This window comes from Bradyrhizobium sp. SEMIA (genome assembly GCF_014844175.1).
GTDB lineage: Bacteria > Pseudomonadota > Alphaproteobacteria > Rhizobiales > Xanthobacteraceae > Bradyrhizobium > Bradyrhizobium arachidis.
Genome location: NZ_CP046601.1, coordinates 6,641,780 through 6,668,592, shown reverse-complemented (window position 1 = coordinate 6,668,592; position 26,813 = coordinate 6,641,780). Strand labels below are relative to the sequence as shown.

At 65.3% G+C, this 26,813-nt stretch carries 32 protein-coding genes and 1 pseudogene; 11 read left to right on the top strand and 22 right to left on the bottom strand.

Translation table 11 applies throughout. From position 1 onward, the window contains the following. Window positions 1-139: 139 nt before the first annotated feature. Window positions 140-522, bottom strand: a pseudogene (locus FOM02_RS32130) (hypothetical protein). Window positions 523-678: 156 nt separating this feature from the next. Then, window positions 679-1,479 (bottom strand): hypothetical protein, encoded by an 801-nt coding sequence (locus tag FOM02_RS32125; RefSeq protein ID WP_027561820.1) that lies wholly within the window; start codon window positions 1,477-1,479, stop codon window positions 679-681. Between the two features lie 116 nt (window positions 1,480-1,595). On the opposite strand from FOM02_RS32125, the gene FOM02_RS32120 reads away from it, so the two are divergent. Next, window positions 1,596-2,630, top strand: a complete 1,035-nt coding sequence (locus tag FOM02_RS32120; RefSeq protein WP_027561821.1) for an aspartate-semialdehyde dehydrogenase — start codon at window positions 1,596-1,598, stop codon at window positions 2,628-2,630. Between the two features lie 47 nt (window positions 2,631-2,677). Here the strand turns inward: FOM02_RS32120 and FOM02_RS32115 are convergent, their stop codons facing one another. Then, entirely contained in the window at window positions 2,678-3,319 is a 642-nt protein-coding gene (locus FOM02_RS32115) for a carbonic anhydrase (protein WP_027561822.1), read from the bottom strand. Window positions 3,320-3,429: 110 nt separating this feature from the next. On the opposite strand from FOM02_RS32115, the gene FOM02_RS32110 reads away from it, so the two are divergent. After that, window positions 3,430-4,311, top strand: coding sequence for an HpcH/HpaI aldolase/citrate lyase family protein (locus tag FOM02_RS32110; RefSeq protein ID WP_027561823.1), 882 nt, complete (start codon window positions 3,430-3,432; stop codon window positions 4,309-4,311). 229 nt (window positions 4,312-4,540) lie between these two features. After that, window positions 4,541-5,293, top strand: coding sequence for a hypothetical protein (locus FOM02_RS32105; protein ID WP_027561824.1), 753 nt, complete (start codon window positions 4,541-4,543; stop codon window positions 5,291-5,293). Window positions 5,294-5,317: 24 nt separating this feature from the next. Here FOM02_RS32105 and FOM02_RS32100 read toward each other — a convergent pair whose 3' ends face one another. From FOM02_RS32100 to FOM02_RS32085, 4 genes are all read right to left on the bottom strand, one after another. Further along, the gene (locus FOM02_RS32100; RefSeq protein ID WP_027561825.1) at window positions 5,318-5,737 is read right to left on the bottom strand and encodes a DUF6455 family protein; all 420 of its coding nucleotides are present in this window, start codon (window positions 5,735-5,737) and stop codon (window positions 5,318-5,320) included. Window positions 5,738-5,964: 227 nt separating this feature from the next. Continuing rightward, window positions 5,965-6,750 (bottom strand): hypothetical protein, encoded by a 786-nt coding sequence (locus FOM02_RS32095; RefSeq protein WP_027561826.1) that lies wholly within the window; start codon window positions 6,748-6,750, stop codon window positions 5,965-5,967. Window positions 6,751-6,832: 82 nt separating this feature from the next. Continuing rightward, a complete protein-coding gene (gene leuD / locus FOM02_RS32090; RefSeq protein ID WP_027561827.1) occupies window positions 6,833-7,438 on the bottom strand; it encodes a 3-isopropylmalate dehydratase small subunit in 606 nt (201 codons plus the stop codon). A 170-nt stretch (window positions 7,439-7,608) separates the two neighbouring features. After that, complete coding sequence (locus tag FOM02_RS32085) at window positions 7,609-8,007, bottom strand: metallopeptidase family protein (protein ID WP_027561828.1); 399 nt, start codon at window positions 8,005-8,007, stop codon at window positions 7,609-7,611. Between the two features lie 161 nt (window positions 8,008-8,168). Here FOM02_RS32085 and FOM02_RS32080 point away from each other — a divergent pair, with 161 nt between their 5' ends. Both FOM02_RS32080 and FOM02_RS32075 read left to right on the top strand, forming a co-directional pair. Continuing rightward, entirely contained in the window at window positions 8,169-8,462 is a 294-nt protein-coding gene (locus tag FOM02_RS32080) for a hypothetical protein (RefSeq protein ID WP_027561829.1), read from the top strand. A gap of 45 nt (window positions 8,463-8,507) precedes the next feature. Then, window positions 8,508-8,771 carry a hypothetical protein gene (locus FOM02_RS32075; protein WP_265440563.1) on the top strand — a complete coding sequence of 88 codons (264 nt, stop codon included), beginning with the start codon at window positions 8,508-8,510 and terminating at the stop codon, window positions 8,769-8,771. A gap of 4 nt (window positions 8,772-8,775) precedes the next feature. Here the strand turns inward: FOM02_RS32075 and FOM02_RS32070 are convergent, their stop codons facing one another. Continuing rightward, complete coding sequence (locus FOM02_RS32070) at window positions 8,776-9,075, bottom strand: DUF1330 domain-containing protein (RefSeq protein ID WP_027561831.1); 300 nt, start codon at window positions 9,073-9,075, stop codon at window positions 8,776-8,778. Window positions 9,076-9,242: 167 nt separating this feature from the next. On the opposite strand from FOM02_RS32070, the gene FOM02_RS32065 reads away from it, so the two are divergent. Next, window positions 9,243-9,797, top strand: coding sequence for a hypothetical protein (locus FOM02_RS32065; RefSeq protein ID WP_027561832.1), 555 nt, complete (start codon window positions 9,243-9,245; stop codon window positions 9,795-9,797). 101 nt (window positions 9,798-9,898) lie between these two features. Here the strand turns inward: FOM02_RS32065 and FOM02_RS32060 are convergent, their stop codons facing one another. The 7 genes from FOM02_RS32060 to ffh form a co-directional block, all read right to left on the bottom strand. Continuing rightward, window positions 9,899-10,108 (bottom strand): hypothetical protein, encoded by a 210-nt coding sequence (locus FOM02_RS32060; protein ID WP_027561833.1) that lies wholly within the window; start codon window positions 10,106-10,108, stop codon window positions 9,899-9,901. A 92-nt stretch (window positions 10,109-10,200) separates the two neighbouring features. Then, complete coding sequence (gene leuC, locus FOM02_RS32055) at window positions 10,201-11,607, bottom strand: 3-isopropylmalate dehydratase large subunit (protein WP_027561834.1); 1,407 nt, start codon at window positions 11,605-11,607, stop codon at window positions 10,201-10,203. Between the two features lie 327 nt (window positions 11,608-11,934). Then, entirely contained in the window at window positions 11,935-12,315 is a 381-nt protein-coding gene (gene rplS / locus FOM02_RS32050) for a 50S ribosomal protein L19 (RefSeq protein WP_027561835.1), read from the bottom strand. Between the two features lie 109 nt (window positions 12,316-12,424). Beyond that, window positions 12,425-13,180, bottom strand: a complete 756-nt coding sequence (gene trmD, locus FOM02_RS32045) for a tRNA (guanosine(37)-N1)-methyltransferase TrmD (RefSeq protein ID WP_027561836.1) — start codon at window positions 13,178-13,180, stop codon at window positions 12,425-12,427. Between the two features lie 117 nt (window positions 13,181-13,297). After that, window positions 13,298-13,846 carry a ribosome maturation factor RimM gene (gene rimM, locus FOM02_RS32040; RefSeq protein WP_027561837.1) on the bottom strand — a complete coding sequence of 183 codons (549 nt, stop codon included), beginning with the start codon at window positions 13,844-13,846 and terminating at the stop codon, window positions 13,298-13,300. Between the two features lie 9 nt (window positions 13,847-13,855). Then, window positions 13,856-14,188 (bottom strand): 30S ribosomal protein S16, encoded by a 333-nt coding sequence (gene rpsP / locus FOM02_RS32035; protein ID WP_027561838.1) that lies wholly within the window; start codon window positions 14,186-14,188, stop codon window positions 13,856-13,858. An 85-nt stretch (window positions 14,189-14,273) separates the two neighbouring features. Further along, complete coding sequence (ffh, locus tag FOM02_RS32030; protein WP_027561839.1) at window positions 14,274-15,821, bottom strand: signal recognition particle protein; 1,548 nt, start codon at window positions 15,819-15,821, stop codon at window positions 14,274-14,276. Window positions 15,822-16,266: 445 nt separating this feature from the next. On the opposite strand from ffh, the gene FOM02_RS32025 reads away from it, so the two are divergent. Further along, window positions 16,267-17,331 (top strand): MBL fold metallo-hydrolase, encoded by a 1,065-nt coding sequence (locus FOM02_RS32025; protein ID WP_027561840.1) that lies wholly within the window; start codon window positions 16,267-16,269, stop codon window positions 17,329-17,331. Window positions 17,332-17,548: 217 nt separating this feature from the next. Here the strand turns inward: FOM02_RS32025 and FOM02_RS32020 are convergent, their stop codons facing one another. Both FOM02_RS32020 and FOM02_RS32015 read right to left on the bottom strand, forming a co-directional pair. Further along, window positions 17,549-18,250, bottom strand: a complete 702-nt coding sequence (locus tag FOM02_RS32020) for an SIMPL domain-containing protein (protein ID WP_027561841.1) — start codon at window positions 18,248-18,250, stop codon at window positions 17,549-17,551. Between the two features lie 5 nt (window positions 18,251-18,255). Next, entirely contained in the window at window positions 18,256-18,891 is a 636-nt protein-coding gene (locus FOM02_RS32015; protein ID WP_265440562.1) for a GyrI-like domain-containing protein, read from the bottom strand. A gap of 225 nt (window positions 18,892-19,116) precedes the next feature. Between FOM02_RS32015 and dapF the strand changes: the two genes are divergently transcribed. Next, window positions 19,117-19,992: a diaminopimelate epimerase gene (gene dapF, locus FOM02_RS32010; protein ID WP_027561843.1), complete on the top strand. Its 876-nt coding sequence runs from the start codon at window positions 19,117-19,119 to the stop codon at window positions 19,990-19,992. Continuing rightward, window positions 19,992-21,245: a tRNA (N(6)-L-threonylcarbamoyladenosine(37)-C(2))-methylthiotransferase MtaB gene (gene mtaB / locus FOM02_RS32005; RefSeq protein WP_027561844.1), complete on the top strand. Its 1,254-nt coding sequence runs from the start codon at window positions 19,992-19,994 to the stop codon at window positions 21,243-21,245. Before dapF ends, mtaB begins: the two co-directional genes overlap by 1 nt. A 196-nt stretch (window positions 21,246-21,441) precedes the next feature. Here the strand turns inward: mtaB and FOM02_RS32000 are convergent, their stop codons facing one another. Together FOM02_RS32000 and FOM02_RS31995 are read right to left on the bottom strand one after the other, a co-directional pair. After that, window positions 21,442-22,551 carry a DUF2336 domain-containing protein gene (locus tag FOM02_RS32000; RefSeq protein WP_027561845.1) on the bottom strand — a complete coding sequence of 370 codons (1,110 nt, stop codon included), beginning with the start codon at window positions 22,549-22,551 and terminating at the stop codon, window positions 21,442-21,444. A 153-nt stretch (window positions 22,552-22,704) separates the two neighbouring features. Then, window positions 22,705-23,406, bottom strand: coding sequence for an RluA family pseudouridine synthase (locus FOM02_RS31995; RefSeq protein ID WP_027561846.1), 702 nt, complete (start codon window positions 23,404-23,406; stop codon window positions 22,705-22,707). Window positions 23,407-23,466: 60 nt separating this feature from the next. On the opposite strand from FOM02_RS31995, the gene ftsY reads away from it, so the two are divergent. Then, window positions 23,467-24,414 carry a signal recognition particle-docking protein FtsY gene (gene ftsY / locus FOM02_RS31990; RefSeq protein WP_027561847.1) on the top strand — a complete coding sequence of 316 codons (948 nt, stop codon included), beginning with the start codon at window positions 23,467-23,469 and terminating at the stop codon, window positions 24,412-24,414. 3 nt (window positions 24,415-24,417) lie between these two features. Then, the gene (locus FOM02_RS31985; protein ID WP_092217835.1) at window positions 24,418-25,020 is read left to right on the top strand and encodes a septation protein A; all 603 of its coding nucleotides are present in this window, start codon (window positions 24,418-24,420) and stop codon (window positions 25,018-25,020) included. Between the two features lie 154 nt (window positions 25,021-25,174). Here the strand turns inward: FOM02_RS31985 and FOM02_RS31980 are convergent, their stop codons facing one another. Genes FOM02_RS31980 through FOM02_RS31970 form a run of 3 tightly spaced genes read right to left on the bottom strand, consistent with a single transcriptional unit; the run spans window position 25,175 to window position 26,732 of the window. Next, the gene (locus FOM02_RS31980; protein WP_027561849.1) at window positions 25,175-25,768 is read right to left on the bottom strand and encodes a DsbE family thiol:disulfide interchange protein; all 594 of its coding nucleotides are present in this window, start codon (window positions 25,766-25,768) and stop codon (window positions 25,175-25,177) included. Further along, a complete protein-coding gene (gene ccmD, locus FOM02_RS31975; RefSeq protein ID WP_027561850.1) occupies window positions 25,765-25,950 on the bottom strand; it encodes a heme exporter protein CcmD in 186 nt (61 codons plus the stop codon). The genes FOM02_RS31980 and ccmD overlap by 4 nt, the downstream gene beginning before the upstream one ends. After that, window positions 25,947-26,732: a heme ABC transporter permease gene (locus FOM02_RS31970; RefSeq protein ID WP_027561851.1), complete on the bottom strand. Its 786-nt coding sequence runs from the start codon at window positions 26,730-26,732 to the stop codon at window positions 25,947-25,949. The genes ccmD and FOM02_RS31970 overlap by 4 nt, the downstream gene beginning before the upstream one ends. Between the last annotated feature and the right edge of the window lie 81 nt (window positions 26,733-26,813).

The window sequence follows — 26,813 nt, the reverse complement described above, 5'->3', positions numbered from 1 at the left end:
GAAGCGTGCCCACGCATTTTTGCGACCGGAGAGAGGTCGTGGGCACGGCGCAAGAGCGCCTTTGCCCACCCTACGGCACCTCGCAAAAGCAAAAAGGCCGGGCGTGAGCCCGGCCTTTTGATTCGGTCCTGACGTCCGCTCAGTACAGCGGGAAATTCCGCGGATAGCCGCCGACATCGGCCGGCGTCGAGAGCGGCTGGCGATCGATCGGACGGTTGTTGTTCTCGCGTGCGAAGGTCGGATAGCCGATCTCCGGCGGGAAGGCGTAGTCGCTGAACTTGCGGTCGCCCGGATTGACCTCGGTGCCGCCGTCGAGCCAGGAGCGCTTGCTCACATAGATGCGGGTGCGGCCCTGCTGATAGACCGCGTTCGGGCCGCTCGGGCCGTAAACCGGGCGGCCGCGCTCGTCATAGCGCTTGGTCTTGGTGTCGGCGCAGCCGGCGTCGCGAAGGCCGCGGCAATGACGGCGCCTGCCGCTAGCCAGGTCGCCAATTTGGTTGCCGCAGAGAATTTCGAGCTCATCACGTCCCCTTCAGGCGGCAGGCCGCCAGTCGATTTCGCCCCATACTAGCCCGGCCGGGGTGGCTGCAACTAGGTCTATTGGGTCACACCAGCGGTGAATAATCGTGCGGGCCGGCAAAAGTTGCATCAATACCAGCCACTTGGACTTGATGCCGATCAGAGCGCCCCGCGCAATTGCGCGTTGGCCGCGCCCAGCAGCCAGTCGGAGGCAGCAGCGCCATCGCAGGCGCGGCGCTTCAGCTCGGCATGGGCGAAGAATTCCGCCAGCTTCGGCTCGTTGCCCGAAGCCAGCAGCGTCAGCCGGTTCAGCAGGCAGGCGACCGCCGCGCGCCGGGCGGGCAGCGTGTCGCCCTGGCAGGAGAAGCCGGAGATCTGCAGCGCCGGCTCCTCGTTGCGCTTGAGGTAGCCGAGGCAGGACGGCGCCGCCTTGTCCGTGCCGACCGGCCGGAACAGAGCCACGGGGCCGAATTTGGTGTCGATCAGGCCGGCCTGCTCGAGCGGGGTCGTCGAGCCCAGGCCCAGCTGGGCGGCCAGATTGGCCGCTAGGTCCGCCGTCGCCGGACGGGTCACGTCGAATTCGCCGCCTTCCCGGTAGATCTCGAGCTCGGCCACAGGCTTGTCCGCCTCGCCGGCCCAGCGCATCACGTCCCTGCGGCCGCCCTCGGGATGCCTGAAGATGGTGTAAGAGGCTGTTTTTTCTGATGAATCCAGCCGGCTGACGGCGAAGGCCGGATGCGAGCGGTCGGCCACGCTCCAGCCGGACCTTGCGGCCGGCTCATCGTCCCGCATGTCAGGCAGCTGGTTGAGGGCCGCCAGCGCCAGGATGGCAAACAGGGCGAGCGCCCCCACATAGGCAAACAGGCGCGCGAGCGTGCCGACCACCTCGTCGGCGAAGGCTGCAAGCGCCAGATAGAGCTGGGTAGGAGTTTCGGCCGTCCTGGCCTCAGGCGATTGCATCCACGGCCTTCAGGCATGGTCCAACGTTGTCTTGGGGCCGGTTCTCGCATAGAAGCGCTGCTCTTCCTGGTTAAGCGTCAGCTTCGGGAACGGGCTTTTTCATCGGAGAGTGAACGATGGGTTACAAAGTCGCAGTCGTCGGCGCGACCGGCAATGTCGGACGGGAAATGCTCAACATCCTCGATGAGCGAAAATTCCCCGCGGACGAGGTCGTGGCCCTGGCGTCGCGCCGCAGCGTCGGCGTCGAGGTCTCCTATGGCGATCGTACCCTGAAGGTCAAAGCGCTCGAGCATTACGACTTCTCCGACGTCGACATCTGCCTGATGTCGGCGGGCGGCTCGGTGTCGAAGGAATGGTCGCCGCAGATCGGCGCCGCCGGCGCGGTCGTGATCGACAATTCCTCGGCCTGGCGCATGGATCCGGACGTGCCGCTGATCGTGCCCGAAGTGAACGCGGCTGCGACCGAAGGCTTCAAGAAGAAGAACATCATCGCCAACCCGAACTGCTCGACCGCGCAGCTCGTGGTCGCGCTCAAGCCGCTGCACGACAAGGCAACCATCAAGCGCGTCGTGGTCTCGACCTATCAATCGGTGTCGGGCGCCGGCAAGGACGCGATGGACGAATTGTTCTCGCAGACCAAGGCCGTCTACACCAATGACGAGCTGGTCGCGAAGAAATTCCCCAAGCGCATCGCCTTCAACGTCATCCCCCACATCGACGTTTTCATGGAGGACGGCTACACCAAGGAAGAGTGGAAGATGATGGCGGAGACCAAGAAGATTCTTGATCCCAAGATCAAGCTCTCCGCGACCTGCGTGCGCGTGCCCGTGTTCGTCGGCCACTCCGAGGCCGTCAACATCGAGTTCGAGAATCCGATCACCGCGGATGAAGCGCGCGAGATCCTGCGCAAGGCGCCCGGCTGCCTCGTCATCGACAAGCAGGAGCCCGGCGGCTACGCCACGCCGTATGAGGCGGCCGGCGAGGACGCGACCTATATCAGCCGCATCCGCGAGGACGCGACGGTGGAGAACGGTCTCGTGCTGTGGTGCGTCTCGGACAACCTTCGCAAGGGCGCAGCCCTCAACGCGATCCAGATCGCGGAAGTCCTGATCAACCGCAAGCTGATCAGCGCGAAGAAGAAGGCGGCGTAGCTGGCGAATGGTGAGTGGCGAATAGCGAATAGGCTATTCGCCATCCCCTATTCGCCATTAGCCCTCTTGAATTCCTTGCTCGCCTTGTCCAGCACGAACAGGGTCCCCTCCGCGACGCCGAAATAGGCACCGTGGGTCTGCATCTGGCCGCCCTCGACGGCCTTCTGCACGAACGGGAACGTCATCAGGTTCTCCAGGCTGCGGAACACCGCGGCCTTCTCGATGCGCTCGACGAACTGCGCCATGCTCTCGTGGTCGCGCTGCTCCACCACTTCGCCCGGCTTGATGAACATCTGCATCCATTTGCCGATGAAGTCGCCGGGCGTGAGCGGCTCGATCTTGTCGACGAAAGCGCGGATGCCGCCGCATTGCGCGTGGCCGAGCACCACGATGTGCTTCACCTTGAGCACCGTCACCGCATATTCCAGCGCCGCCGAGACGCCATGCGCGTTGCCGTCGGGCTGGTACACCGGCACCAGGTTGGCGATGTTGCGGACCACGAACAATTCGCCGGGGCCGACGTCGAAGATCACCTCGGGCGAGACGCGGCTGTCGCAGCAGCCGATCACCATCACTTCCGGGAACTGCCCCTTCACCGACAGCTCGCGGTAGCGGCTCTGCTCGGTCGGCAGCCGCTGGGTGGCGAAGGCCTTGTAGCCTTCCAGCAAATGCTTCGGGAATGTGATCATGACCTATGCCTAACCATAGAGCCGGGGAACGAACAAGCCTTTCGAATAGGCAGGCCAAGTGCTATCGGCTTCGACCAGAATAGACACGAGGAAACCGGAAGGAACGTAGCATGACCCGCCCGCGCCGCAGCCATCTGTTCATGCCCGGCTCCAACCCCCGTGCGCTGGAGAAGGCGCGTAATCTCGCCGCCGACGGCCTGATCCTCGATCTCGAAGATTCCGTCGCGCCCGACGCCAAGGCGGTGGCGCGCGACGGCATTGCCGCCGCGATCGCGGCCAAGGAGTTCGGCAAGCGCGAGATTTTGATCCGGACCAACGGCCTCGACACGCCCTGGTGGGCCGACGACGTCGCGATGGCTGCCAAGGCCTCGCCGGACGGCATCCTGGTTCCAAAGGTCTCCAGCGTCGAGGACCTCGACACGATCGGCCGCAAGCTGGCCGAGCTTGGCGCCGCGCCCACCGTCAAGGTCTGGGCCATGATCGAGACCGCGCGCGCGGTGCTGCATGCCGAGGAACTCGCCGCGGCCGGGCGCGATCCGAACACGCGGCTGTCAGGATTCGTGTTCGGGCCGAACGACATCTCGCGCGAGACGCGCATCCGCATGCTGCCGGGCCGCGCCGCGATGATCCCGATGATCACGCACTGCATCCTGGCGACGCGCGCCCATGGCCTCGAGATCCTCGACGGCCCCTACAGCGACATCGCCAATTCCGACGGTTTTGCCACCGAATGCGCGCAGGGCCGCGATCTCGGCTTCGACGGCAAGACGCTGATTCATCCCTCGCAGATCGAAGCCTGCAACGTGATCTTCACGCCGCCCGAGGAGGAAGTCGCGCGTGCGCGAAAGATCATCGCGGCGTTCGAGCTGCCGGAGAACGTGTCGCGCGGCGCGATCCGCCTCGACGGCGCGATGGTCGAGCGCCTGCATGCCGACATGGCCCGCCGCACGATCGAGATCGCGGACGCGATCGCTGCGATGAGCAAGGGCTGAGATTGCCCGAGCACGCGCTTCGTCGTGCGCGGCGGAGCAGGGGAATTTTCGGCCAGGAACTCAGCTAATCCCTTGATTTGTCTGATGCTGCGGCGCCGAGATGCTTTTTGATCACGACCGCGCGAATATCCGCCGCGATTGCCGCCGTTGACTTGCGTCAGGTCCACGTCGCAGGCTAACTCCAGCAACAGTTGAACATATTTGGCCCAACCTTGGACGAGGTGTCCCCATGACGGCGCTTGCGGAAGTCGCGGCTCCTGCCAACCTGGTTGACGAACTAACCGCGCACGCGGTGCGCAGCATCGAGGCCGCCGATCATTCCGCGGCTCCGTTTCCGCACATCGTCTTCCGCGATTTCTTTCCCGCCGACTTCTACCGTGACCTGATCCGGAGCGTGCCCACGCAGGGCTACGATCCGATCACCGGGACCGGGACGCGCATGGCGCTGCGCCTCTACGGCGAGAACGTCGACAAGATCGAGCCGTCGCTGCGGCCGGCATGGGCCGCGGTGTCGGCCATGCTGACGTCAGAGAGCATCGAGCAGGCGATCCGGAAGCGGCTGCATGACGGGCTGGAGATTCGTGCCAAGGGCGACAAGGTAGCCAGAGCCGAGGATCTGACGTTGGTGGCAAAGCCGGTCGTGTACGTGGACAGGGACGGCTATCAGATCAAGCCGCATCCGGACACGCGCAAGAAGGTCGTGACGATGCAGCTCTATTGTCCGGCCGACGCCAGCCAGGAAGCCTTGGGGACGACGCTCTACCAGGCCTCGCTCAAGGGACTGTTTCACGTCGGCTCGTATTGCCTCGAGCCGGTGAAGACGATCCCGTTCCTGCCCAATGTCGGCTACGCCTTCGTGGTCCTGAAGGCCTATCACACCCTGACCAGAATGAGCTGGCACGGCCGCCCGCCGATCCAGACCGATCGCGACCGCGTCACCATCCTCAACACGTTCTATGTGAACGAGAAGGTCGGCTTCTGAGCGTTGCGCATTGAGCGCGTCGCCTCAGTGCGGCGCGAGGTCGGCGCGATCGAGCGACTCCAGCGTCGAGGCGTTGCCGCAATAGCCGTGATAGGTCTCCGCGGCGGTGCCCTCAGTGAGGTCGCGGTCGCACTGTCGCTTCTGCGTGCAGAGCGCGCAGACCCGCTCCATGTCGCGTAGCAGCAGCGGCTGCGCCTGCCCGAGCCGCTCTGCGTTGATGCCGAGCTGCTCCAGCATCTTCGGCAGCTCGTCGGCGGCATGATGGCCGTGGCGGACCAATTCCTCGAGATCGTCAGGCGCGATCCTGAGATCGCTCGCGATCCGGTCGAAATCGGAGCGGTCGAGCCGCCGCATCTCGTTCATCTCGCGGCGATGCTTCAGCCAGGCGGCAAAGGACTCGATGAGGTCCTGGACGATGGGATACGGCCTGCTTGCGGTGCTCATGCGAGGCTCCATGGGGATCGTGGATTTGGAGCGAGACTACGCACAATGATGCAGAGGCGCGTTGCGCTGGATCAAATTGAGATAATGGGGCCGCGGCCGGGCGATGCGAAGCATCGTCCCGCGCGCCGGGTGAGGGCTTTCACCTCTGGGGGAATCTTCGTTGCGGAGAGACCCTCTCCCCAACCCTCTCCCGCAAGCGGGAGAGGGAGCGCGTCTTCTGCGCGGCGCTACGCGAACCGCTCCGTCGCCCACGCATAGAGGCTGCCGGGCACTGCCGGCTGCTTGCTGCGTCCCTTGCCCGAGATGTGCAGGCCGATCACCTCGGGGTCGGTGACGATGCCGAGATAGCTCGAAGGCTCGAAAAACAACTTCGGCTCGGAATGCACCGCGTAGAACGATTTCTTCGGCAATGCCTTTTGAAGATCGCCCGAACGCTTGGCGAGGATGGTGAGTGCCGGCGGCCCGTAGATGGCGATGCGCAGGTCGGACAGGCGCTGCGAGCCGCCGCCCAGCCGTCGCATCGCAAAGCTCAGACGATGGCTCAGCGATAGCCATTCCGGCGTCAGCTCCTCCTGCTCCATCAGCGCCTCGAAGGCGCGAACGATCTGATGTCCACGCGGCAGATAGAGCACGGAGTTGCCGAGCCGGCGCGATCGCTCCCAGGCGAAGTACGGCTTTGCCGGATCGATCTCGACCGGCCTCAGCAACACCACGTCGGCATCGAGCCAGAGACCGAGGCCCATCGCCATCAGCTTCATGCGGAAGAAGTCGCTGAACTGAAGCGTGGTCCAGTCGCGCCAGCTGCCGTCCGGCTGCGGCGGCCGCAGGCGCTCGGAGAACGCGTGCGGCAGCACCGCCTCGGCGTCAGCGTTCTCGACGCCCGCGGGCAGGCCGGGAATGGGATCGAAGCTGTAGAGCGTGACCTTGTGGCCAGCGGCCAGCTGCGAGCGCAGACAGGTCTGGCGCAGCGCATCCATCGGGCCGTGCCAGAAGGTGACGATGTCGGGCAGCATCAGGGAAAAGCTATAGGGTATATCGAGGGCAAAGAAAAAGCCCCGGCGCGCCAGGCGCCGGGGCTCGAACGGGATGTCGAACTCAGGCCCAGGCGCGCTCGCGCTTGAGCTTGTCCTCGTAGTCGTCGATCGAGGCCTTCTTCTCCATGGTGAGACCGATGTCGTCGAGGCCGTTGATCAGGCAGTGCTTGCGGAACGGGTCGATCTCGAACTTGACCTTGCCGCCGTCGGGGCCGCGGATCTCCTGGTTCGGCAGGTCGATCGTCAGCGTCGCGTTGGCGCCGCGCTCGGCGTCGTCGAACAGCTTGTCGAGGTCTTCCTGCGAGACGCGGATCGGCAGAATGCCGTTCTTGAAGCAGTTGTTGTAGAAGATGTCGCCGAACGAGGTCGAGATCACGCAGCGGATGCCGAAGTCGAGCAGCGCCCAGGGCGCGTGCTCGCGGCTCGAGCCGCAGCCGAAATTGTCGCCGGCGACCAGCACCTTCGTGTTGCGATAGGCGGGCTGGTTGAGGACGAAATCCGGGTTCTCGCTGCCGTCGTCCTTGTAGCGCTGCTCGGAGAAGAGCCCCTTGCCAAGGCCGGTGCGCTTGATGGTCTTCAGGTACTGCTTCGGAATGATCATGTCGGTGTCGACATTGATGATCTTCAGCGGCGCCGCGACGCCTTCCAGCGTAGTGAACTTGTCCATGTTGCGCTTTCCCAGGGGTGGTTCAGGGAACCGGTGTTTATCGCGAACGGAGCGGGAATCCTAGGCCGAATTCGGCAGATCTCGTCTGCTTGGCTGGATCAAGCCACGGCCGAGGGCGCCCCCTCTCCCGCTTGCGGGAGAGGCTAGGGAGCCCGCGGCTCGATACCGCTCTACTCCGCCTTGGCCTCAATCGCGGCCATATCATCGTCCGAGAGGCCGAAATGGTGGCCGATCTCGTGGATCAGGACGTGGCGGACGATGTGGCCGAGGCTCTCGTCGTGCTCGGCCCAGTAGTCCAGGATCGGCCGGCGATAGAGCCAGACCATGTTGGGCAGCCGCGCCACGTCGCCAAAGCTCTGCTGGGGCAGGCCGACGCCCTGGAACAGGCCGAGCAGGTCGAACTCGCTCTCGCATTCCATCTCGTCGAGCACCTCGTCGGTCGGGAAGTCGTCGACGCGAAGGATCACGCCCTCGCAGAGCTTAAGAAACTCCGCCGGCAGGCGCTCGAATACGTCGTGAGCCATCGCTTCCATCTCGGCCAGCGAGGGCGCTTTCAATTCCGTCCACATGGGTCACTCTTAACCCGGGTTCCGCGGCGATGCATCCGGCTTTATAGATGGGGCGTTGACGCCGCGCGCGAAAACGGGGAGCGTACGGCGCTTCAAGGGGTTGGCAGAGGTCAGTGGTGGGTGTGATGCGGGCGGGAACAGCGATACCGGTTCTACTGTGCATGGGGTTGTTTTCGACTTTTTTTGTCGGCGCCGAATGTCAGGCCCAAGCCCAGACGGCCGGCCCCGAGATCCGGCTGGCCCAGGTGGCCTCGCCTGACGACGTCCCTCCGCCGCGCAGGCGGCCTCCGGCGCGCTTGCGCGTCACGCCCTATTACAGCCCCGACGGCGTCTATCCGCGCTACAACCCGGGCCCCGATGCGGTCCGCGAATGCAACGTCGCCTATGTGCAGGAGCACAGGCCCAGCGGCACCGTGATCACGCCGCATATGAGCTGCTACTGGCGGCGGGGCTGACGGGCCGAGTTCAATGCGCAGCGCGGAGGCCTCGTGAGGGTGGTCATGGCAAGATCGATTGCACTAGTCGCCGTTGCCGTCACGCTCGCCGCCGGTCTGCCCTGCGCGTCCGCTGCGCACAGGATGGCGATACCCGAGGCCTCGGCAGGGATCGCGGTTTTCGATGCGCGACGACACGCGCGAGCCCATGACATCGTGCGGCCCGCCGTGCGCCGCGATCCCCGCTACTACGCGCGGCCGGTCTACTACCGTCCCTATCCCTACGGCGTGCCCGCGCCGTTCGTGCTCGGCTACGGGCCGTTCTGGTGATCCGCTAACCGGCGGGCGCAAATCCCTTGACCAGCAGCACCGTCGCCTGCGCGCCCGCCTTGCGATCGCGTGAGATCTCTTCGTACTCGGGTGAATTCGAGAAGGCGAGGAATGCGGCCTCGTCCGGAAACGACATCATGACGAGCTTGTCGTGCGGCCATGTGCCTTCGAGCACGCGCGGATGTTCATCGGCGGCGAGCAGGCGTCCGTTGTACTTCCTGAACACGTCGAAGAACCGCGCCTGATAGCGGTCGTAGGCCGCGCGGTCCGTCACCTTCAATTGCGCAATCGCATAGACAGTCATCTCGAATCCTCACCTCGCGGCACCGCGTTGCCTGCAACGTCGTTCATTCATGGGGCATTCACGTCGCTGTCCCTAACTTAATCTTGGGAGCGGCTGCAAATGAACAGGGATGACGCGGGCCGGTTACGAGCGTCGCAACTCCGCTGTCCAGTTTCAGGGAGAAGTCCATGCTGAGGAGTTTGGGTCTCAGGGCAAGCCCGATGCGCTTGCTCGGGATCGCGGCGGCCGCGACGTTGATGCTGTCGGCCGGGACTGCGCGTCGTGCTGAAGCGCTGACCTTGATCAATCCGGCTGCGTCACCCGCGACGAAAGCTGCGACCGACGATCTCGTCACGCAGGTTCGTCACGGCGGCGGCGGTGGCGGACATGGTGGAGGTTTTCACGGCGGCGGCGGTTTCCGCGGCGGCGGCTTCCATGGTGGCGGCGGACATTTCGGCGGCTTCCGCGGCGGTGGTTTCCATGGCGGCGGCTTCCGCGCCGCGCCGGCGTTTCACGGCGGCGGCTATCGCTATGGCGGATTCCACCGCTACGGCGGCTTTCATCGCTACGGGATCTATCGCCCGCATTACGGCTACCGTCACTTCCACCGGCGCTATTATTACGGCGGCTATTATCCCTACTATCACTATCCGCGCCGCTGCCGGATCATCTGGACCTATTACGGCCCGCGCCGCATCTGCCGCTGGCACCATTGGCATCGCCCGTACCGGTACTATTGGTGAGGTGAGTTAGAACCGTCATTCCGGGATGGCGCGCAAGCGCCAGACCCGGAATCTCGAGATTCCGGATTCGCCCTTCGGGCGCTCCGGAATGACACCATCACTTAGAGCCAATCCTTCAGCTTCCAGGACGAAGCCTTCCACCGCATCAGCGTCTCGGCCTTCCACTGCCGAAACATCGCCGGCGGCCAGCGGCTGAGCTTCGAGGTCTCCTCGACCTCCGGCTTGGCGACGATGCGCAGCGGCGTCGCGCGCCGGCGGTGCTGGCGCGTCGCCTCGCTGATCAGATCGACATATTCAGGCTTGTTGGCCATCAGAGGTGTCCTCGCGAGATCGTCGCGAGGACACTGTCGGCGCTGCCGATTAACGGCCGTTTGCCGGGTTAGTTCAAATTGCAGGGACGGGCTTAGCGCCAGTCCCGGACGTCGACGAAGTGACCCGCGATCGCCGCTGCCGCCGCCATCGCCGGCGACACCAGATGCGTGCGGCCCTTGAAGCCCTGGCGACCCTCGAAATTGCGGTTCGAGGTCGAGGCGCAGCGCTCCTCCGGCTTCAGCTTGTCCGGGTTCATTGCAAGACACATCGAGCAGCCGGGCTCGCGCCATTCGAAGCCGGCCTTGATGAAGATCTTGTCCAGACCCTCGGCCTCGGCCTGCTCCTTCACGATCCCGGAGCCCGGCACGACCATGGCGTTGACGGTGCCTGCAACCTGCTTGCCTTCCGCGATCTTGGCGGCGGCGCGAAGATCTTCGATACGGCCGTTGGTGCAGGAGCCGATGAAGACGCGGTCGAGCTTGATGTCGGTGATCTTCGTCCCCGCGGTCAGGCCCATATATTTCAGCGCGCGGTGCTTGGAGATGCGCTTGGCCTCGTCCGCGATCTTGTCGGGATCGGGCACAATGCCGGTCACCGAGATGACGTCCTCAGGGCTGGTGCCCCAGGTCACGATCGGCGGCAGTTTTGCCGCATCGAGGCGCAGCTCGTGGTCGAAATGCGCGCCTTCGTCGGAGCGCAAGCCCTCCCAATAGCGCATCGCCGCGTCCCAGGCCGCGCCCTTCGGCGACTTCGGACGGTCGCGCAGGAAGTCGTAGGCCTTCTGGTCGGGCGCAACGAGGCCGGCGCGGGCGCCGCCTTCGATCGACATGTTGCAGACCGTCATGCGGCCTTCCATCGAGAGCGCACGGATCGCCTCGCCGGCATATTCCAGCACGTAGCCGGTGCCGCCCGCGGTCCCGATCTCGCCGATGATTGCCAGGATGATGTCCTTGCCGGTCACGCCGTCGGGCAATTTGCCGTCGACGGTGACGCGCATGTTCTTGGCCTTCTTCTGGATCAGCGTCTGTGTCGCCAGAACGTGCTCGACCTCGGAGGTGCCGATGCCGTGCGCGAGCGCGCCGAACGCGCCATGCGTCGAGGTGTGGCTGTCACCGCAGACGATGGTGGTGCCGGGCAGCGTAAAACCCTGTTCGGGGCCGATGACGTGGACGATGCCCTGGCGCTTGTCGAACTCGTTGTAATATTCGATGCCGAATTCCTTGGCGTTCTCGGCCAGCGCCTTGATCTGCTCGATGCTCTCAGGATCGGGATTGGGCTTGGTGCGGTCGGTGGTCGGCACGTTGTGGTCGACGACGGCGAGCGTCTTCTCGGGCGCATGCACCTTGCGCCCCGTCGCGCGCAGGCCTTCGAACGCCTGCGGCGAGGTCACCTCGTGCACCAGGTGACGGTCGATATAGAGCAGGCAGGTGCCATCCTCGGCTTCGTGCACCAGATGGTCGTTCCAGATCTTGTCGTACAATGTGGTCGACTTGGACATGAGCTTAAGCTCCGAAGGAATGTGTGTCAGCGATGAGCGCGGCGAGCGCGCGGGGCAACAAAATCGTCAGCGCAGCTTTTAGGCTGCGCGCGTAAGCTCTGACGTTGCCGAGGTCGCGAAGCGTCCGAAGAACCGGCCAGGCAGCCGCGAGCGATCGTCGATGACGATGCGCTGGGGGCTTACGAAGCTGGTCAGATCTGGAAACATTCTAGGAATATATAGCAGGCCGATTTGGAAGCGCGAGGGCTTTGACGCGCACGGCTGACGCAACAAAAAAGCGCGGAGCCGAGCCCCGCGCTTTCGAAAAGCTTGCCTGGTGGCGAAAGCTTACTCGCCGACGGCGGCCTGACGGTCCTGCTTCTCGACGATGCGGGCCGACTTGCCGCGGAGGTTGCGGAGGTAATAGAGCTTGGCGCGACGCACCTTGCCGCGGCGGACCACCTTGATCGAGTCGATCATCGGGGAGAGCAGCGGGAACACGCGCTCGACGCCCTCGCCATAGGAGATCTTGCGGACGGTGAAGCTCTCGTTGAGGCCACCGCCGGAACGGCCGATGCAGACGCCTTCATAGGCCTGCACGCGGGTGCGGTCGCCTTCGACGACCTTCACGTTGACGATCACGGTGTCGCCGGGGGCGAATTCCGGAATCTCCTTGCCGGCGGACAGCTTGTCGAATTGCTCTTGCTCGAGCTGCTTGATCAGGTTCATGGGTAAATCTCCATCGGCGCGCCCAGCCTTGGAAACGGGGGCTGCGCGAAATTCGTTTATCCAGCCATTGCGGATGTGGCCGCTCCTATAAGGCAAGCCGGAGCGTTTGTCACCCGTCTGTCTTGTTTTTTGGCGTTTTTTGGCGACGGGGCCGATTCGGGGGCTTGGGCGGGATTTGGGCCCATAAATCCGGCCGCCGGGCCTCGGTTAGAGCCTCGGATTGCGCCCGCCGCCAGCTAGCGACCTTGGCATGGTCGCCCGAGGTGAGAACCTCCGGGATCGGAACCCCCTCGAACAGCTGCGGCCGGGTGTATTGGGGGTATTCGAGCAGGCCGTCGGAAAAGCTCTCCTCTGTTCCCGAAGCTTCCTTGCCCATCACCCCCGGCAGCAGCCGGACGCAGGCGTCGATCAGGGCCAGGGCTGCGATTTCGCCCCCAGACAGCACGTAATCGCCGATCGAGACCTCCTCGAGGCCCCGCGCATCGATCACTCGCTGGTCGATCCCCTCGAACCGCCCGCAGACGATCAGGGGGCCGGGCCCCTGTGCGAGCTCGGCCACGCGGGCCTGGGTCAACGGCCGACCGCGCGGGCTCATCAGCAAACGCGGCCGATCCGGAGCGATCTCGGCGGCATCGATCGCCGCCGCCAGAACATCCGCCCGCAGCACCATGCCCGGTCCGCCGCCGGCAGGCGTGTCATCGACGCTCCGGTGCCGGTCGGTCGCGGAGGCCCGGATGTCCCGCGCCTCGATCTCCCACAGCCCGGAGGCGAGTGCCCGGCCGGCCAAGCTCACGCCGAGCGGCCCCGGAAACATCTCCGGAAACAGCGTCAGCACCGTCGCGCGCCAGGGTGAGGGGGTTGTCATGGTCTCTCAACTCTCGTCGTCCCCGGGCGCGTGAAGCGCGAGCCCGGGACCCATAACCACCGCAGTTCGTTTTGCGATGATCGGGGCCACCAGCTTAGCCAAAACCACGTCTCGTGGTTATGGGTCCCCGCTTTCGCGAGGACGACTCGGGGCGTCCTGATCATCGCCCTCGATCTCCTGCGGCAGCGCGATCACGACACGGCCGCCTTTGAGGTCGACCTCGGGCACCACGGCGTTCGAGAACGGCAGCAGCATGGTCGGCCCCTTGAGCGGCGCGATCTCGATGATGTCGCCGGCGCCGAAATTATGGATCGCGAGCACGCGGCCGAGCGCGTCGCCGTCGGTGGTGACGGCGGCGAGCCCGATCAGATCGGTATGGTAATATTCGTCCTCGTCCGTCGCGGGCAGCTTTTCGCGCAGAACGTAAAGCTCGATGCCGTTGAGGCGCTCGGCCTCATCGCGGGTCGTGACGCCCTTGAACGTCGCGACCAGATGATCTTTTGCCTCGCGCGCCGTTGCGACCTCGAACTGGCGCTTGCCGTCCTTGGCGAGAAGCGGACCGTAGCGGCGCACGGCAAACGGATCTTCGGTGAAGGTCCATAGTTTGACCGCACCGCGCACACCATGCGCGGCGCCGATCCGCGCGACGCAGACCAGCGCCGACATGATCTGGCCTTAGGCCTTCGCGGCGGCTTCGGCCTGCGCCTTGCGCTCCTTGCGCGGCACGGCCTTCTCGGGGTTGTTGCGCGCTTCGCGCTTCTTGACGCCGGCGGCGTCGAGGAAACGCATCACGCGGTCCGACGGCTGCGCGCCCTTGGCGAGCCAGGACTTCACCTTCTCCATGTCGAGCTTCAGGCGGGTCTCGTTGTCCTTCGGCAGCAGCGGATTGAAATAGCCGAGACGCTCGATGAAGCGGCCATCGCGGGGAAAGCGCGAATCGGCGACGACGACGTGATAGACGGGACGCTTCTTGGTGCCTGCGCGAGCGAGGCGGATAACGACGGACATTCAGTTCTCCTTCAAAGTACGTTTTGTTCGGTTGATTGGTATTCCGCGTCACGCGAGACCGATGCGATCCCGTGCGACGAATTCCTCATTTCTTCTTGCCCGGGAAACCGCCGAGGCCCGGCAGCGTCGGCTTGCCGCTCAGCCCGGTCAGTCCAGGAAGGTTGGGCAGGCCGCCGCGAAGACCGGCCGGCAAATCCTTCGGCAAATTCGGCAGGCCTTGTCCGCCGCCGCTCTGCATCTTCTCCTGCAGCGCCTTCACCTCTTCCGGCGAGGGCATCTTCATGCCGCCGCCAAAGCCCATCGCCTGCGCGATGCCGGCGAGCGGGCCGCGCTTGCCCGAGCCCATGGCCTTCATCACGTCAGCCATGTTCCGGTGCATCTTCAAGAGCTTGTTGACGTGCTCGACGCTCTGGCCGCTGCCTGCGGCGATGCGCTTCTTGCGGCTTGCTTTCAGCAGGTCGGGATGACGACGCTCGTCGCGCGTCATGGAATCGATGATCGCGACCTGGCGCTTCAAGATCTTGTCGTCGATGCCGGCGGCCGCGATCTGGTTCTTCATCTTGGAGATGCCGGGCATCATGCCCATCAGCCCGCTGATGCCGCCCATGTTCGACATCTGCAGCAGCTGCTCACGCATGTCGTTGAGGTCGAACTGACCCTTGCGCATGCGCTCGGCGGTGCGCGCGGCCTTTTCGGCGTCGATGTTCGCCGCAGCCTTCTCGACCAGCGAGACCACGTCGCCCATGCCGAGGATGCGGCCGGCGATACGATCGGGGTGGAAATCCTCCAGCGCGTCGGTCTTTTCACCGGTGCCGATCAGCTTGATCGGCTTGCCGGTGACCGCGCGCATCGAGAGCGCGGCGCCGCCGCGGCCGTCGCCGTCAACGCGGGTCAGCACGATGCCGGTGAGGCCGACGCGCTGATCGAATGCGCGCGCAAGGTTCACCGCGTCCTGGCCGGTGAGCGAGTCCGCAACCAGCAGCACTTCGTGCGGATTCGCCGCAGCTTTGATCGCGGCTGCTTCCGCCATCATCTCTTCGTCGAGTGTAGTGCGGCCGGCGGTGTCGAGCAGCACGATGTCGTAGCCGCCAAGCTTGCCGGCTTCCAGCGCGCGCTTGGCGATTTGCGGCGGCTGCTGGCCCGCTACGATCGGCAGGGTCGGGATGTCGAGGTCGCGGCCGAGCACGGCCAGCTGCTCCATCGCCGCCGGACGGTAGACGTCGAGCGAGGCCATCAGCACCTTGCGCTTGTCGCGCTGGACCATGCGGCGGGCGAGCTTTGCGGTGGTGGTCGTTTTACCCGAGCCCTGCAGACCGACCATCATGATCGGCACCGGCGGCACGGCATTGACGTCGATGGTCTGGCCTTCCGCGCCGAGCGTGTTGACCAGCTCGTCATGGACGATCTTGACCACCATCTGGCCGGGGGTGACCGACTTGACGACGGTGGCGCCGATCGCCTGCTCGCGGACGCGCTCGGTGAAGCTGCGCACCACTTCGAGCGCAACGTCGGCCTCCAGCAGCGCGCGGCGCACCTCGCGCATCGCGGCGTCGACGTCCTTTTCGGTCAGCGCACCGCGCCCCGTCAGACGATCGAGAATGCCACCAAGCCGTTCCGACAGATTGTCGAACAATGCCGTTGTCCTTTATTACCTCTCCCCGCCTGCGGGGAGAGGTCGCCGCGCCCTTGAGCGGCGGGTGAGGGGGTACGGGACCATCAACGCGCATCACGCGCGGAGAGAGCCCCAACCCCGACCCTCTCCCCGCAAGAGCGGGGCGAGGGAGAGAAAGTCCAAACACCTTTGCGCCCGAGGGCGCACAGCGCTGTCGGGCGTTGACCTCCGGCCTCCAGGGCCGGTCGCGGGTCGAAAAGAAAGCCTTTCCGAGAAAGTGGCGGGGTTAAACGCCGCTCCCGCCCAAAAGTCAAGGAAAGTTAGGGTGCCCAGGCGCCCTTGCCAGGGCCGAATCCTGAAATAAGGCCTTGAAATCTGGCCACTTCCGGCGATGGGTTCCTTTTTCGGCGGTCCCGCCCATATAGCCGGTCATGACTTCCCTCCGCTATCATCGCTGAAGCCGCCCGTGCGCATCACCCGCCGCCGCCTGTTCGGAGTGCTGGCCGGGGCCGGCGCGCTGGTCGGCGTTCCGCCCGTTTGGATGTCCCGTATGAAAACCTATGACGGTCCCGTCTCCGATCATTTCGACGGCCTGCACTTCTTCGATCCCAACGGGGCGTCGCCACGATCGCTCGGCGAGGTCCTGCGCTGGCAGTTCGGCGGCGGCCGGAAGCGTGAGACCTGGCCGGACTGGGTCCCCAGCCCCCATGCCGACATCCCGCCCGCGCGGGTCGATGGCGACAAGGTGCGGCTCTCCTTCGTCGGCCATGCCAGCTGGCTGATCCAGACCGGCGGACTCAACATCCTGGTGGATCCCGTCTGGTCGATGCGGGTCTCGCCGGTCGCCTGGGCGGGGCCGAAGCGGCACAATGATCCCGGCATCGCTTTCGAGAAGCTGCCGAAGATCGACGTCGTGTTGGTCTCGCACGGGCACTACGACCATCTCGATATCGTGACGCTGTCGCGGCTTGCCAAGAATTTTGCCCCGCGCGTGGTCACCCCGCTCGGCAACGACGTGGCGATGCGGAGCTTCGATCGCACCATCAAGGCTGAAGCCTTCGACTGGCACGATCGCGTCGAGCTCGGCGAAGGCGTTGCCGTGCATCTGGTGCCGACCCGGCACTGGACCGCGCGCGGCGTGTTCGATCGCAACAAGGCGCTGTGGGCGAGCTTTGTCTTGGAGACGCCGGCCGGGAAAATCTATGTCGTCTGCGATTCCGGCTATGGTGATGGCGGGCATTTTCGCAGCGTCGCCGAGAAGCATGGGGCGCTGCGCCTCGCGATCCTGCCGATCGGTGCCTACGAGCCGCGCTGGTTCATGCGCGACCAGCACATGAATCCGGAAGACGCGGTGAAAGCGCTGGCCGATTGCGGCGCGCAAGCCGCGCTCGGGCATCATCACGGCACGTTCCAGCTGACGGACGAAGCGATCGATGCGCCGGCGAAAGCGCTGGTGGAAGCGCTCGATGCCGCGAAGATTCCGCAGGAGCGGTTCGTCGCGATGAAGCCGGGGCAGGTGGTGGAGATTTAGCAGAGATTTGGCGTCATTCTCCGCTGTCGTCCCGGGGCGCGACGAAGTCGCGAACCCGGGACCCATAACCACAGGGCGGAGTTTGGCGAGGGCTCGGAGTTACCGCTTGCGCGTCACAACCACTCCCCGTGGTTATGGGTCCCCGCGCCCGTGCGCAATTGCGCACTAGGCGGGGACGACACCGTTGTTGTGTTGAGCCGTGAGCCTCTTACGTCCGCTACTCTTTCGGCTTGATCGCCCAGCTCACATTCACCGTCACCGACAGCGTCTCCTCGCCCGGCGCGACCGCGGCGGGGGCCGCCATCGGCGCTGTCGCCATCCGCGCCTTGAACAGCGGCACCGGGCCGCTGCCTTCGGAGACGCTCAGCGGCGCACCCAGCGTCACGCCGGTGGCCTTGGCGTAGATCTCGGCCTTGCGGCGCGCGTCGGCCACCGCCTGCTCGCGCGCATCGTCGAGCAGCTTCGAGGCCTGCGTCACCTCGAACGAGATGTTGCCGATGTCGTTGGCGCCGGCGCTGACCAGCGTGTCGATGATGCCGGCGACCTTGGTCACGTCGCGAATTTTCACCGTGACGCGGTTAGAGGCGCGGAAGCCGACGACAGGAGAGGCGCCGGTGGATTTGTTCTGGCCGTATTGCGGCTGCAGCGACAGGCGCGAGGTCTGGTAGTCCTTCTCGGCGATCCCGGCGCCCTTCAGCGCCAGCAGCACCTTGCCCATCGCGGCGTTGTTGGCATCGGAGGCCTCTTTCGCCGTCTTGGCGTCGTTGGCGACACCGGCATCGATCTGCGCAAGGTCCGGTGCCGCGGAAACATGGGCTTCGCCGCTTACCGAGATGGCGGAGGGGAAATCGTCGGCCAGCACAGGCGTTGCCAGCAGCGTGGCGGCGAAAGCGGCGGCGAGTACGGCAGGCTTCTTCATCTCTCTCACTTCAATGGCACGAACACGTTGATCACCAGCTTGTCCTCGGCCGTCTTCAGGGGATCGGTGAGGTACTCCTCGATGAAGGTGTCCTTGGCTTCCAGCTTCTTGTCGTCGAGGTGATTGGTGATCGCCTCATAGGTGTTGTCCATGTTGTCGTAGGAGCCGCGATGGACGAATTTCAGCGCCTTGCCCTCCGGCGACTTGCCGATGCTCATGTCCTTGGGCAGGTTCTTCGGATCCTGCTCGACCGGAATCTCGGCGAGGAAGGTGAAGCCGGTGTCGTCGGTCGAGGTGTAGACGATCATCGAATTGCCTGATGCCTTGATGCCCTGCTTGTCCAGCAGCGTGTTCAGCGCCTTGAATGCGTCGATCAGGGTGTCGAAGGCCGAGTCCCAATTGGCAGTGCCCTTGACCATCACGACCTTCTTGGCCTCGAGCGTGGTCTCCTGGCCGAACGGGTCGGCGGTCTGCACCGGGGCGGGCGTGGCGGAGGCTGCGGGCGGCGGGGCTGCCGGGCTGGGCTTGCTGATGCGGCCGGTACCGGGCTCGGGGTCGTGCGCCGGCGCGCTGGACAGGCCAATCGACATGGCCGCCGCCGGGATCAGCGCGGCCAGAGCGAGACGACGAAACCTGATCATTTTATTCTCCCCAAGGCCTTGTGTACCAAGGCCTAAATCCACCCTTGTGCCCGCCCGCGTGTCCCGGTCCGCGCGAGTCGCGCCGTTCTAACACGCGAGCGCCAAATTCGTCCCATGACAGATGCGTCATGGCAGTTCACCTGGCAGGCCACCCTGGCCGGCGCCAAATGGCTGGCCAAGCCGGTAAGGATCGCCATATAAGGCAGGCGAAATTCGGGAATTTTCATGAGCGCGCTGGCCAACCACGCATTTGCCAAGATGAACGGCATCGGCAACGAGATCGTCGTTGTCGACATGCGCGATTCTGCCTCGCCGGTGACGCCGGACGATGCCCGCGCGGTGGCGTCCGCGCAAGGCGGCGTGCCCTACGACCAGCTCATGGTGCTGCAGAAGCCGCGGCTCGATGGCACCGAGGCCTTCATCCGCATCTACAACAATGACGGCTCGGAGGCCGGCGCCTGCGGCAACGGCATGCGCTGCGTGGTGCGGCGGATCTTCGAGAGGACCGGCCAGACCACGGCGACGTTCGAGACCGCGGCCGGCCTTCTCAATGCCTGGCAGGGTCCGGCGCCCGATCTCTACACCGTCGACATGGGCGCGCCGAAATTCGGCTGGCAGGACATTCCGCTCGCTGAGGAGTTTCGCGATACCCGCTACATCGAATTGCAGATCGGGCCGATCGACAATCCGATCCTGCATTCGCCCTCGGCCGTGAGCATGGGCAATCCGCACGCGGTGTTCTGGGTCGACGACGTCAACGCTTACGACCTCGGCCGCTTCGGTCCGCTACTGGAAAACCACCCGATCTTCCCCGAGCGCGCCAATATCACGCTGGCACATATCGTCGATCGCGAGCACATCACCATCCGTACCTGGGAGCGCGGTGCAGGGCTGACTCGGGCCTGTGGTTCGGCGGCCTGCGCGACTGCCGTTGCTGCTGCGCGGCTGAAGCGCGCGGAGCGCAATGTCGAGATTACGCTGCCCGGCGGCAAGCTCGGCATCGAATGGCGCGAGCGCGACGACCACGTGCTGATGACCGGCACGGCGACCTTCGAATATGAAGGCAATTTCGATCCGGCGCTGTTCGCGCCGGTCGGGTAATGGCCGTCGACGTCGTCAGCTTCGGCTGCCGCCTCAACGCCTTCGAGGCCGAGGTGATCCGCCGTGAGGCCGAGGGCGCGGGCCTCGAAGACACCATCGTCATCAACAGCTGCGCCGTCACCAACGAAGCGGTGGCGCAGGCGCGGCAGTCGATTCGCAAGCTGAAGCGTGAGCGCCCCTCGGCGCGCATCGTCGTCACCGGCTGCGCGGCGCAGACGCAAAGCGCGATGTTTGCCGAGATGGTCGAGGTCGATCGCGTCGTCGGCAATGACGACAAGCTGCGCAGCGATGCGTGGCGCCAGACCCGCGACGCGTTCGACATCGACGCCAGCCAAAAGATCGCCGTCAGCGACATCATGTCGGTCAAGGAGATGGCGCCGCATCTGATCGACGGCTTTGCGAGCGGCCTGCCGCGCGTGTTCGTGCAGGTGCAGAACGGCTGCGACCATCGCTGCACCTTCTGCATCATCCCCTATGGCCGCGGCAATTCGCGCTCGGTGCCGATGGGCGCGGTGGTCGATCAGGTCCGGACGCTGGCGGAGCGCGGTCATGCCGAGATCGTGCTGACCGGCGTCGATCTCACCAGCTACGGCACGGACCTGCCGGGCGCACCAAAGCTCGGCATGCTGACCAAGCAGATCCTGCGGCATGTGCCGGAGTTGAAGCGCCTGCGCATCTCTTCGATCGATTCGATCGAGGCCGACAGCGATCTGCTCGATGCCATCGCCGACGATGCGCGGCTGATGCCGCATCTGCATCTATCGCTACAGTCAGGCGACGACATGATCCTGAAGCGCATGAAGCGGCGGCATTCGCGGAAGCAAGCGATCGCGTTCTGCGAACAGGTCCGCCGCCTCCGCCCGGACATTGCGCTGGGTGCCGACGTCATCGCGGGCTTTCCGACCGAGACCGAGGAGATGTTTTCGCGCTCGCTCGATCTCGTCGAGGAATGCGGCCTCACCTTCCTGCACGTCTTCCCGTACTCGCCACGCCCCGGCACGCCGGCCGCGCGCATGCCGCAGGTCGCGGGTGGTGCGATCAAGCAGCGCGCGAAGCGGCTGCGTGCAGCCGGTGAAGTGGCCCTGCGTCGGAGGCTGCAAGCCGAGATCGGCGCAACGCGCGAGGTGCTGATCGAGAGCGACGGGCAGGGGCGGACGGAGCATTATCTGCCGGTGGCGGTCGCGGGCGAGCGTGTGGGGAGCGTCGTGCCGCTGAGGATCGCCGGCAGTGATGGTGAGCGGCTGACCGCGTAATCCGGCTGCGAGGAATTTCGCCGCGCTCTATCCTCAACGTCGTCCCTGCGCACGCAGGGACCCATACCGCGCGATCTATCGGTCGAAAACGGTGCTTGTCCCAACGAAGCAGAGCAACGGCTAGTCGTCGCCAAACCTCTCCCTGTGGTTATGGGTCCCTGCGTTCGCAGGGACGACACCGAGGGTGCAGCGCGCCCTACTGCGCCCTGACCTGCCAGAACCGCAGCGTCCGCCGCGCGTTCTCCGGCGTCATCCGCGCAAAATGCCCCTGCGCTCTGGCAAGGTCGGCCGACTTCATCGCGCCGGTGGCATAGCGGCTTTCGAGCACGGCGGCCGTGGTTTCCCAGCGGAGCTGCGCCGCTTTGCACGGCACCAGCAGGCCGTCGTCGCGCAGGCTCTGCATCAGCGGGCGAATCACCTCGACGGTCGAGCCAGACAGCGCGGCCAGCGCCGCGACGGTCTCCTCATAGCGCCGCTGCGTGGCGAAGCCGAGCAGCGTCGCCTCGTTGAGCTGGCCGGCCGCCTTGAGATTGGCGATCGCCCGCTTGGCGCCTTCGAAGTCGCGGACTGCAGACATCTCGCGCTCGACGCCGACGGTGACGGCCGTGATCGCGCTCTGGATTTCCTCGAATAGATGCGGCGGCGCGCGCGACAGCAGGCGGGTGCGCACCGCATCCGTTGCCGAGCGCAGCAATTGCCGGCGCAGCTCCGACGGCAAATCGACGCGGACGCCGACATTGACGGCGAGCTCGGGATCGCCCTCGGCCTGTCCGACGATGATGGCAAATCCGTTGCCCGACACGCGCGCACCCGGATTGGCGGCGAGGCGGCGGCTGACGCTGGGATAGCGCCGCGCCAGCAGCGCGTCGGTGACGATCTCCTTCAGCCACCAGCGTCCGGCGACCGCGAGCAGATGCGGCTCGCTTTTGCTGGAGGCGATCCTGACCAGCTCGCCATCGTCGAGGCGCGCGGATTCCTGCAGCACGGGACCGGCGATACGAATTTCGTCGTTGTTGGCGAGGCGGCGGATCACGGAGGGCGGCGCCTGCGCGATCGGCGCGAGCTGCGCGCTGATCTCGGCGAGGGCGACGCGCGCGCCGATGTCGGCAATGGCGCGCAGCTCGATGGTGCGGATCAGGCGCTCGAGCACGTCGTCGAACAGCGCGATCTGCTCGTCGTCGAAACTGCCGGCGGAGGAGAGGAACAGGTCGGTGACGCGCCGGGCGGTTTCCAGGCCCTTTTCCGCCGAGCCCATCCGGATTGCGGATTCGACCTCGTCGATGATCGATAGCTCGGCCTTGGACATGACGCGCGGCTCGTCCTGAGCGGATTGACGGAAGCTTGTTCTAAGCAACCGCTATCATTAGAGGCGCGCTGAAGGTTTCGTAAACCATGGGCAATGACCTGCGCCTTCGGCGCGACCTCTCCCGCAAGCGGGAGAGGTTAAGCGACAGCGCCGCTATTCCCCGTTCCACCCGCACGCCCTGAGCTTCTCATGCATATGCGGCGGGGCGGGCGCGACCACGCGGACCGGCTCCTTGTTCCGGGAGATCGGCACCACGATCTCGCGGGAATGCAGGTGAAGCTTCGGCTCGCCGAAGCGCGGGCCGTTGCCGTAAATGTTATCACCGAAGATCGGCCAGCCGGATGCGGCCGAATGCACCCGCAATTGATGGGTCCGCCCGGTCACCGGTTCCATGGCGAGCCAGGTGAAACCGTCGCCCCGGCCCATCACCTTCCAGTTGGTGATCGCCTTCTGCCCGTCCGGATCCGGCTTCTGCCACCAGCCGCGCTCGGCATTGAGCCGGCCGAGCGGCATGTCGATGGTGCCTTCGTCCTCGGTGGGGCCGCCCTCGACCACGGTCCAGTAGGTTTTGCCGATCTTGCCGTGCTTGAACAGCAGGCCGAGCGACGCCGTCGCCTTGCGATGGCGGCCGAGCACGAGGCAACCGGAGGTGTCCTTGTCCAGCCGGTGGGCCAGCACCGGCGGCCGCGGCAGGCCGAACCGGAGCGCGTCGAAGGAATCCTCCAGATTGGGGCCGCCCTTGGGGCCGCGATGCACGGGAAGACCGGCCGGCTTGTCGATGATCAGCATCAGGCCGTCGCGGTGGAGCACACGGGCCAGGATCTCGTCGGCGGTCAATTGGGGAACATCGAGCAATCGCAGGACTTTCGGTCAAGACTTTCGTTTGGCAGCCGGAACGGCTAACACACCCCCGCCATGAACGATACCACGTCAGATCCCCCCAAGCTGAGCTGGTGGCGCCGCCTGTCCAACGGGCTGAAGCGGACCTCGTCCTCGCTCGGGACCGCGGTCGCCGATCTCGTCACCAAGCGCAAGCTCGACCGCGCCATGCTCGACGACATCGAGGACGTGCTGCTGCGCGCCGATCTCGGCACGTCGGTCGCGGTGCGGATCGCAGAGGCCGTCGGCACGGGTCGTTACGACAAGGCGATCTCGGCGGACGAGGTCAAGGACGTCGTCGCGACCGAGGTCGAGAAGGTGCTGGCGCCGGTGGCAAAACCGCTCGTGATCGATACGGCCAAGAAGCCGTTCGTCATCCTCGTGGTCGGCGTCAACGGCTCCGGCAAGACCACCACCATCGGAAAGCTCTCGCAGAAATTCGCCTCCGAAGGCCGCAAGGTGATGCTGGCCGCCGGCGACACGTTTCGCGCCGCCGCCATCGAGCAGCTCAAGGTCTGGGGCGAGCGCACCAAGACGCCTGTTATCGCGGGCGCGCAGGGCTCGGATTCGGCGAGCCTCGCCTTCAACGCGCTGACCGCGGCGAAAGAGCAGGGCATCGACGTGCTCCTGATCGACACCGCCGGGCGCCTGCAGAACAAGGCCGAGTTGATGAACGAGCTCGAGAAGGTCGTGCGCGTGATCCGCAAGGTGGATGACACTGCGCCGCATGCCGTGCTGCTTGTGCTGGACGCCACCGTGGGCCAGAACGCGCTGTCGCAGGTCGAGGCCTTCCATCGCACCGCCGGGGTCACCGGCCTCGTGATGACCAAGCTCGACGGCACCGCGCGTGGCGGCATCCTGGTGGCGCTCGCGGAGAAATTCAAACTGCCGGTGCATTTCATCGGCGTCGGCGAGGGCGTCGACGATCTCGCCGCGTTCACCGCGCGCGATTTCGCCCGCGCGATCGCCGGAATCGAAAGCTGACGAATGGACAAGACCCAGCCGCACCCGCTGTTCAAGCTTGCGACCGAGCTCGGACCGCTGCTCGTGTTCTTCTTCGTCAATGCGAAGTTCAACCTGTTCGCCGCCACCGGCGCCTTCATGGTCGCGATCGTCGCGGCCATGATCGCGTCCTATGTGGTGACGCGTCACATCCCGATCATGGCGGTCGTCACAGGCGTCATCGTGCTGGTGTTCGGCACGCTGACGCTGGTGCTGCACGACGAGACCTTCATCAAGGTCAAGCCGACCATCATCTACGGCCTGTTCGCCGCGATCCTCGGCGGCGGCCTCTTGTTCGGCCGCTCCTTCATCGCCGTGATGTTCGACCAGATGTTCAATCTGACGCCGCAGGGCTGGCGCATCCTCACGCTGCGCTGGGCGCTGTTCTTCGCCGGCATGGCGGTGCTGAACGAGATCGTCTGGCGCACGCAAAGCACGGACTTCTGGGTGAACTTCAAGGTGTTCGGCGTCACCACGATCACCATGATCTTCGCCCTCGCCCAGATGCCGCTGACCAAGCGCTACGGGATCGAGCCGGCCTCGCTGGAGGCGAGCGAGGCGGAAGCGGGGGATGTGAGGAAGGGGTAAGCGAAGCGTCGCTCCGCATACCGCTGTCATGCCCCGGCTTGACCGGGGCATCCAGTACGCCGCGGCCTCTCCGTATACGACTGACGTCTCTGGAATACTGGATCGCCCGATCAAGTCGGGCGATGACAGTCGAGTACGCGGCGCGAGGCCAGCGTCAGCTCCCCGCCTTCAACGCCTTTTCCATCTGCGGCAGCAGCACTGTCCGCAAATTGTCCGGCGTGATCGGCCCCACCAGCTTGTAGACGATCGTCCCCTCGCGGCCGACGACGAACGTCTCCGGCACGCCGTAGACGCCCCATTCGATCGAGGCACGGCCGTTGGCGTCGACGCCGACGCGGCCGAACGGGTTGCCGTAGCGGCCGAGGAAGCGGCGCGCGTTATCGGCGCTGTCCTTGTAGTTGATGCCGACGAGTTCGAAGCGCTTGTCTTTTGCCAGCTCAGTCAGCAGCGGCGCCTCGTCGTGGCAGGGCACGCACCAGGACGCCCAGACATTGACGAGGCTGACCTTGCCCTTGAATGCGGCGGGATCGAGCCCCGGCACCTGCGCATTGCCGGTCTGTAGTCCCTCGAGCGGCGGCAGCGTGGTCTGCGGCGCGGGACGACCGATCAATGCGGAGGGAATCCGTGAGGGATCGCCGCTGCCGAGCCGGAACCAGAACAACAGCGCCAGGGCGATGAAGGCGATGAGCGGCAGCACCATCAGGAAGGTGCGGCGCTGCGGGGCCGTGGATGTGGTTTGATCGCTCATCGTGAGTCCGTCGCGCTGCGGCCCGAGCGGCGGGTGACGCCGCTGCGGTCAAGCTCGCGTAGCCGTTCGGTCTGGCTGCGATAGTCGAGCACGATCCAGCCGACCAAGATCGCGACCACGAGGGCGGCTGCCGCATAGGACGTCACGATGAAAGACGCGTAGGGGCCGAGCGACATGATCAGGCAGCCCCTTTTGACGCGTTTTCCTCACGCGAACCGGGGCTTAACTCGCTCGAAAACGCGATGCGGCTCGCCTGCATCATCTGCAGCGAGCGGACGCGCCGGCGCAAAATCTCGTTACGCATCGCAGCCAGATGCAGCGTGACGAACAGCAGCGTGAACGCGACCGCCATCACCAGCAACGGGACCAGGAAGGATTTGTCGAGCGTCGAGCCGCCCATGCGCATCACCGAGGCCGGCTGGTGCAGCGTGTTCCACCAGTCGACCGAGAACTTGATGATCGGCAGATTGATCGCGCCGACCAGCGTCAGCACGGCCGCGGCACGCGCCGCGCGCGAGGGATCGTCAACCGCGCGCCACAGCGCCATCAGGCCGAGATACATCAGGAACAGGATCAGCACCGAGGTCAGTCGCGCGTCCCATTCCCAATAAGTGCCCCACATCGGCCGGCCCCACAGCGAGCCCGTGAGCAGCGCGAGGAAGGTGAAGCTGGCGCCGATCGGCGCTGCCGCCTTCGCGGCGACGTCGGCAAGCGGATGCCGCCACACCAGCGTGCCCAGCGAGGCAATGCTCATCACGCCCCACACGAACATCGACAGCCACGCATTGGGAACGTGGATGAACATGATCTTGACGGTCGCACCCTGCTGATAATCGTCGGGTGCAAGCGCCGATTGATAGAGACCGATCGCGAGCAGGATGACGGTTGCACCCGCGAGCCACGGCAGCAGCCGCGCCGTCAGCGCGAGGAACCGTGTCGGATTGGCAAGGTCGATCAGCGTCATGGTCTTCTGATTAATCACAGGTCGGCGCTCACGCAATCAGCATAAAAGTGCGTACCGAAAGTTGATCGGGGTCAAGGCCGG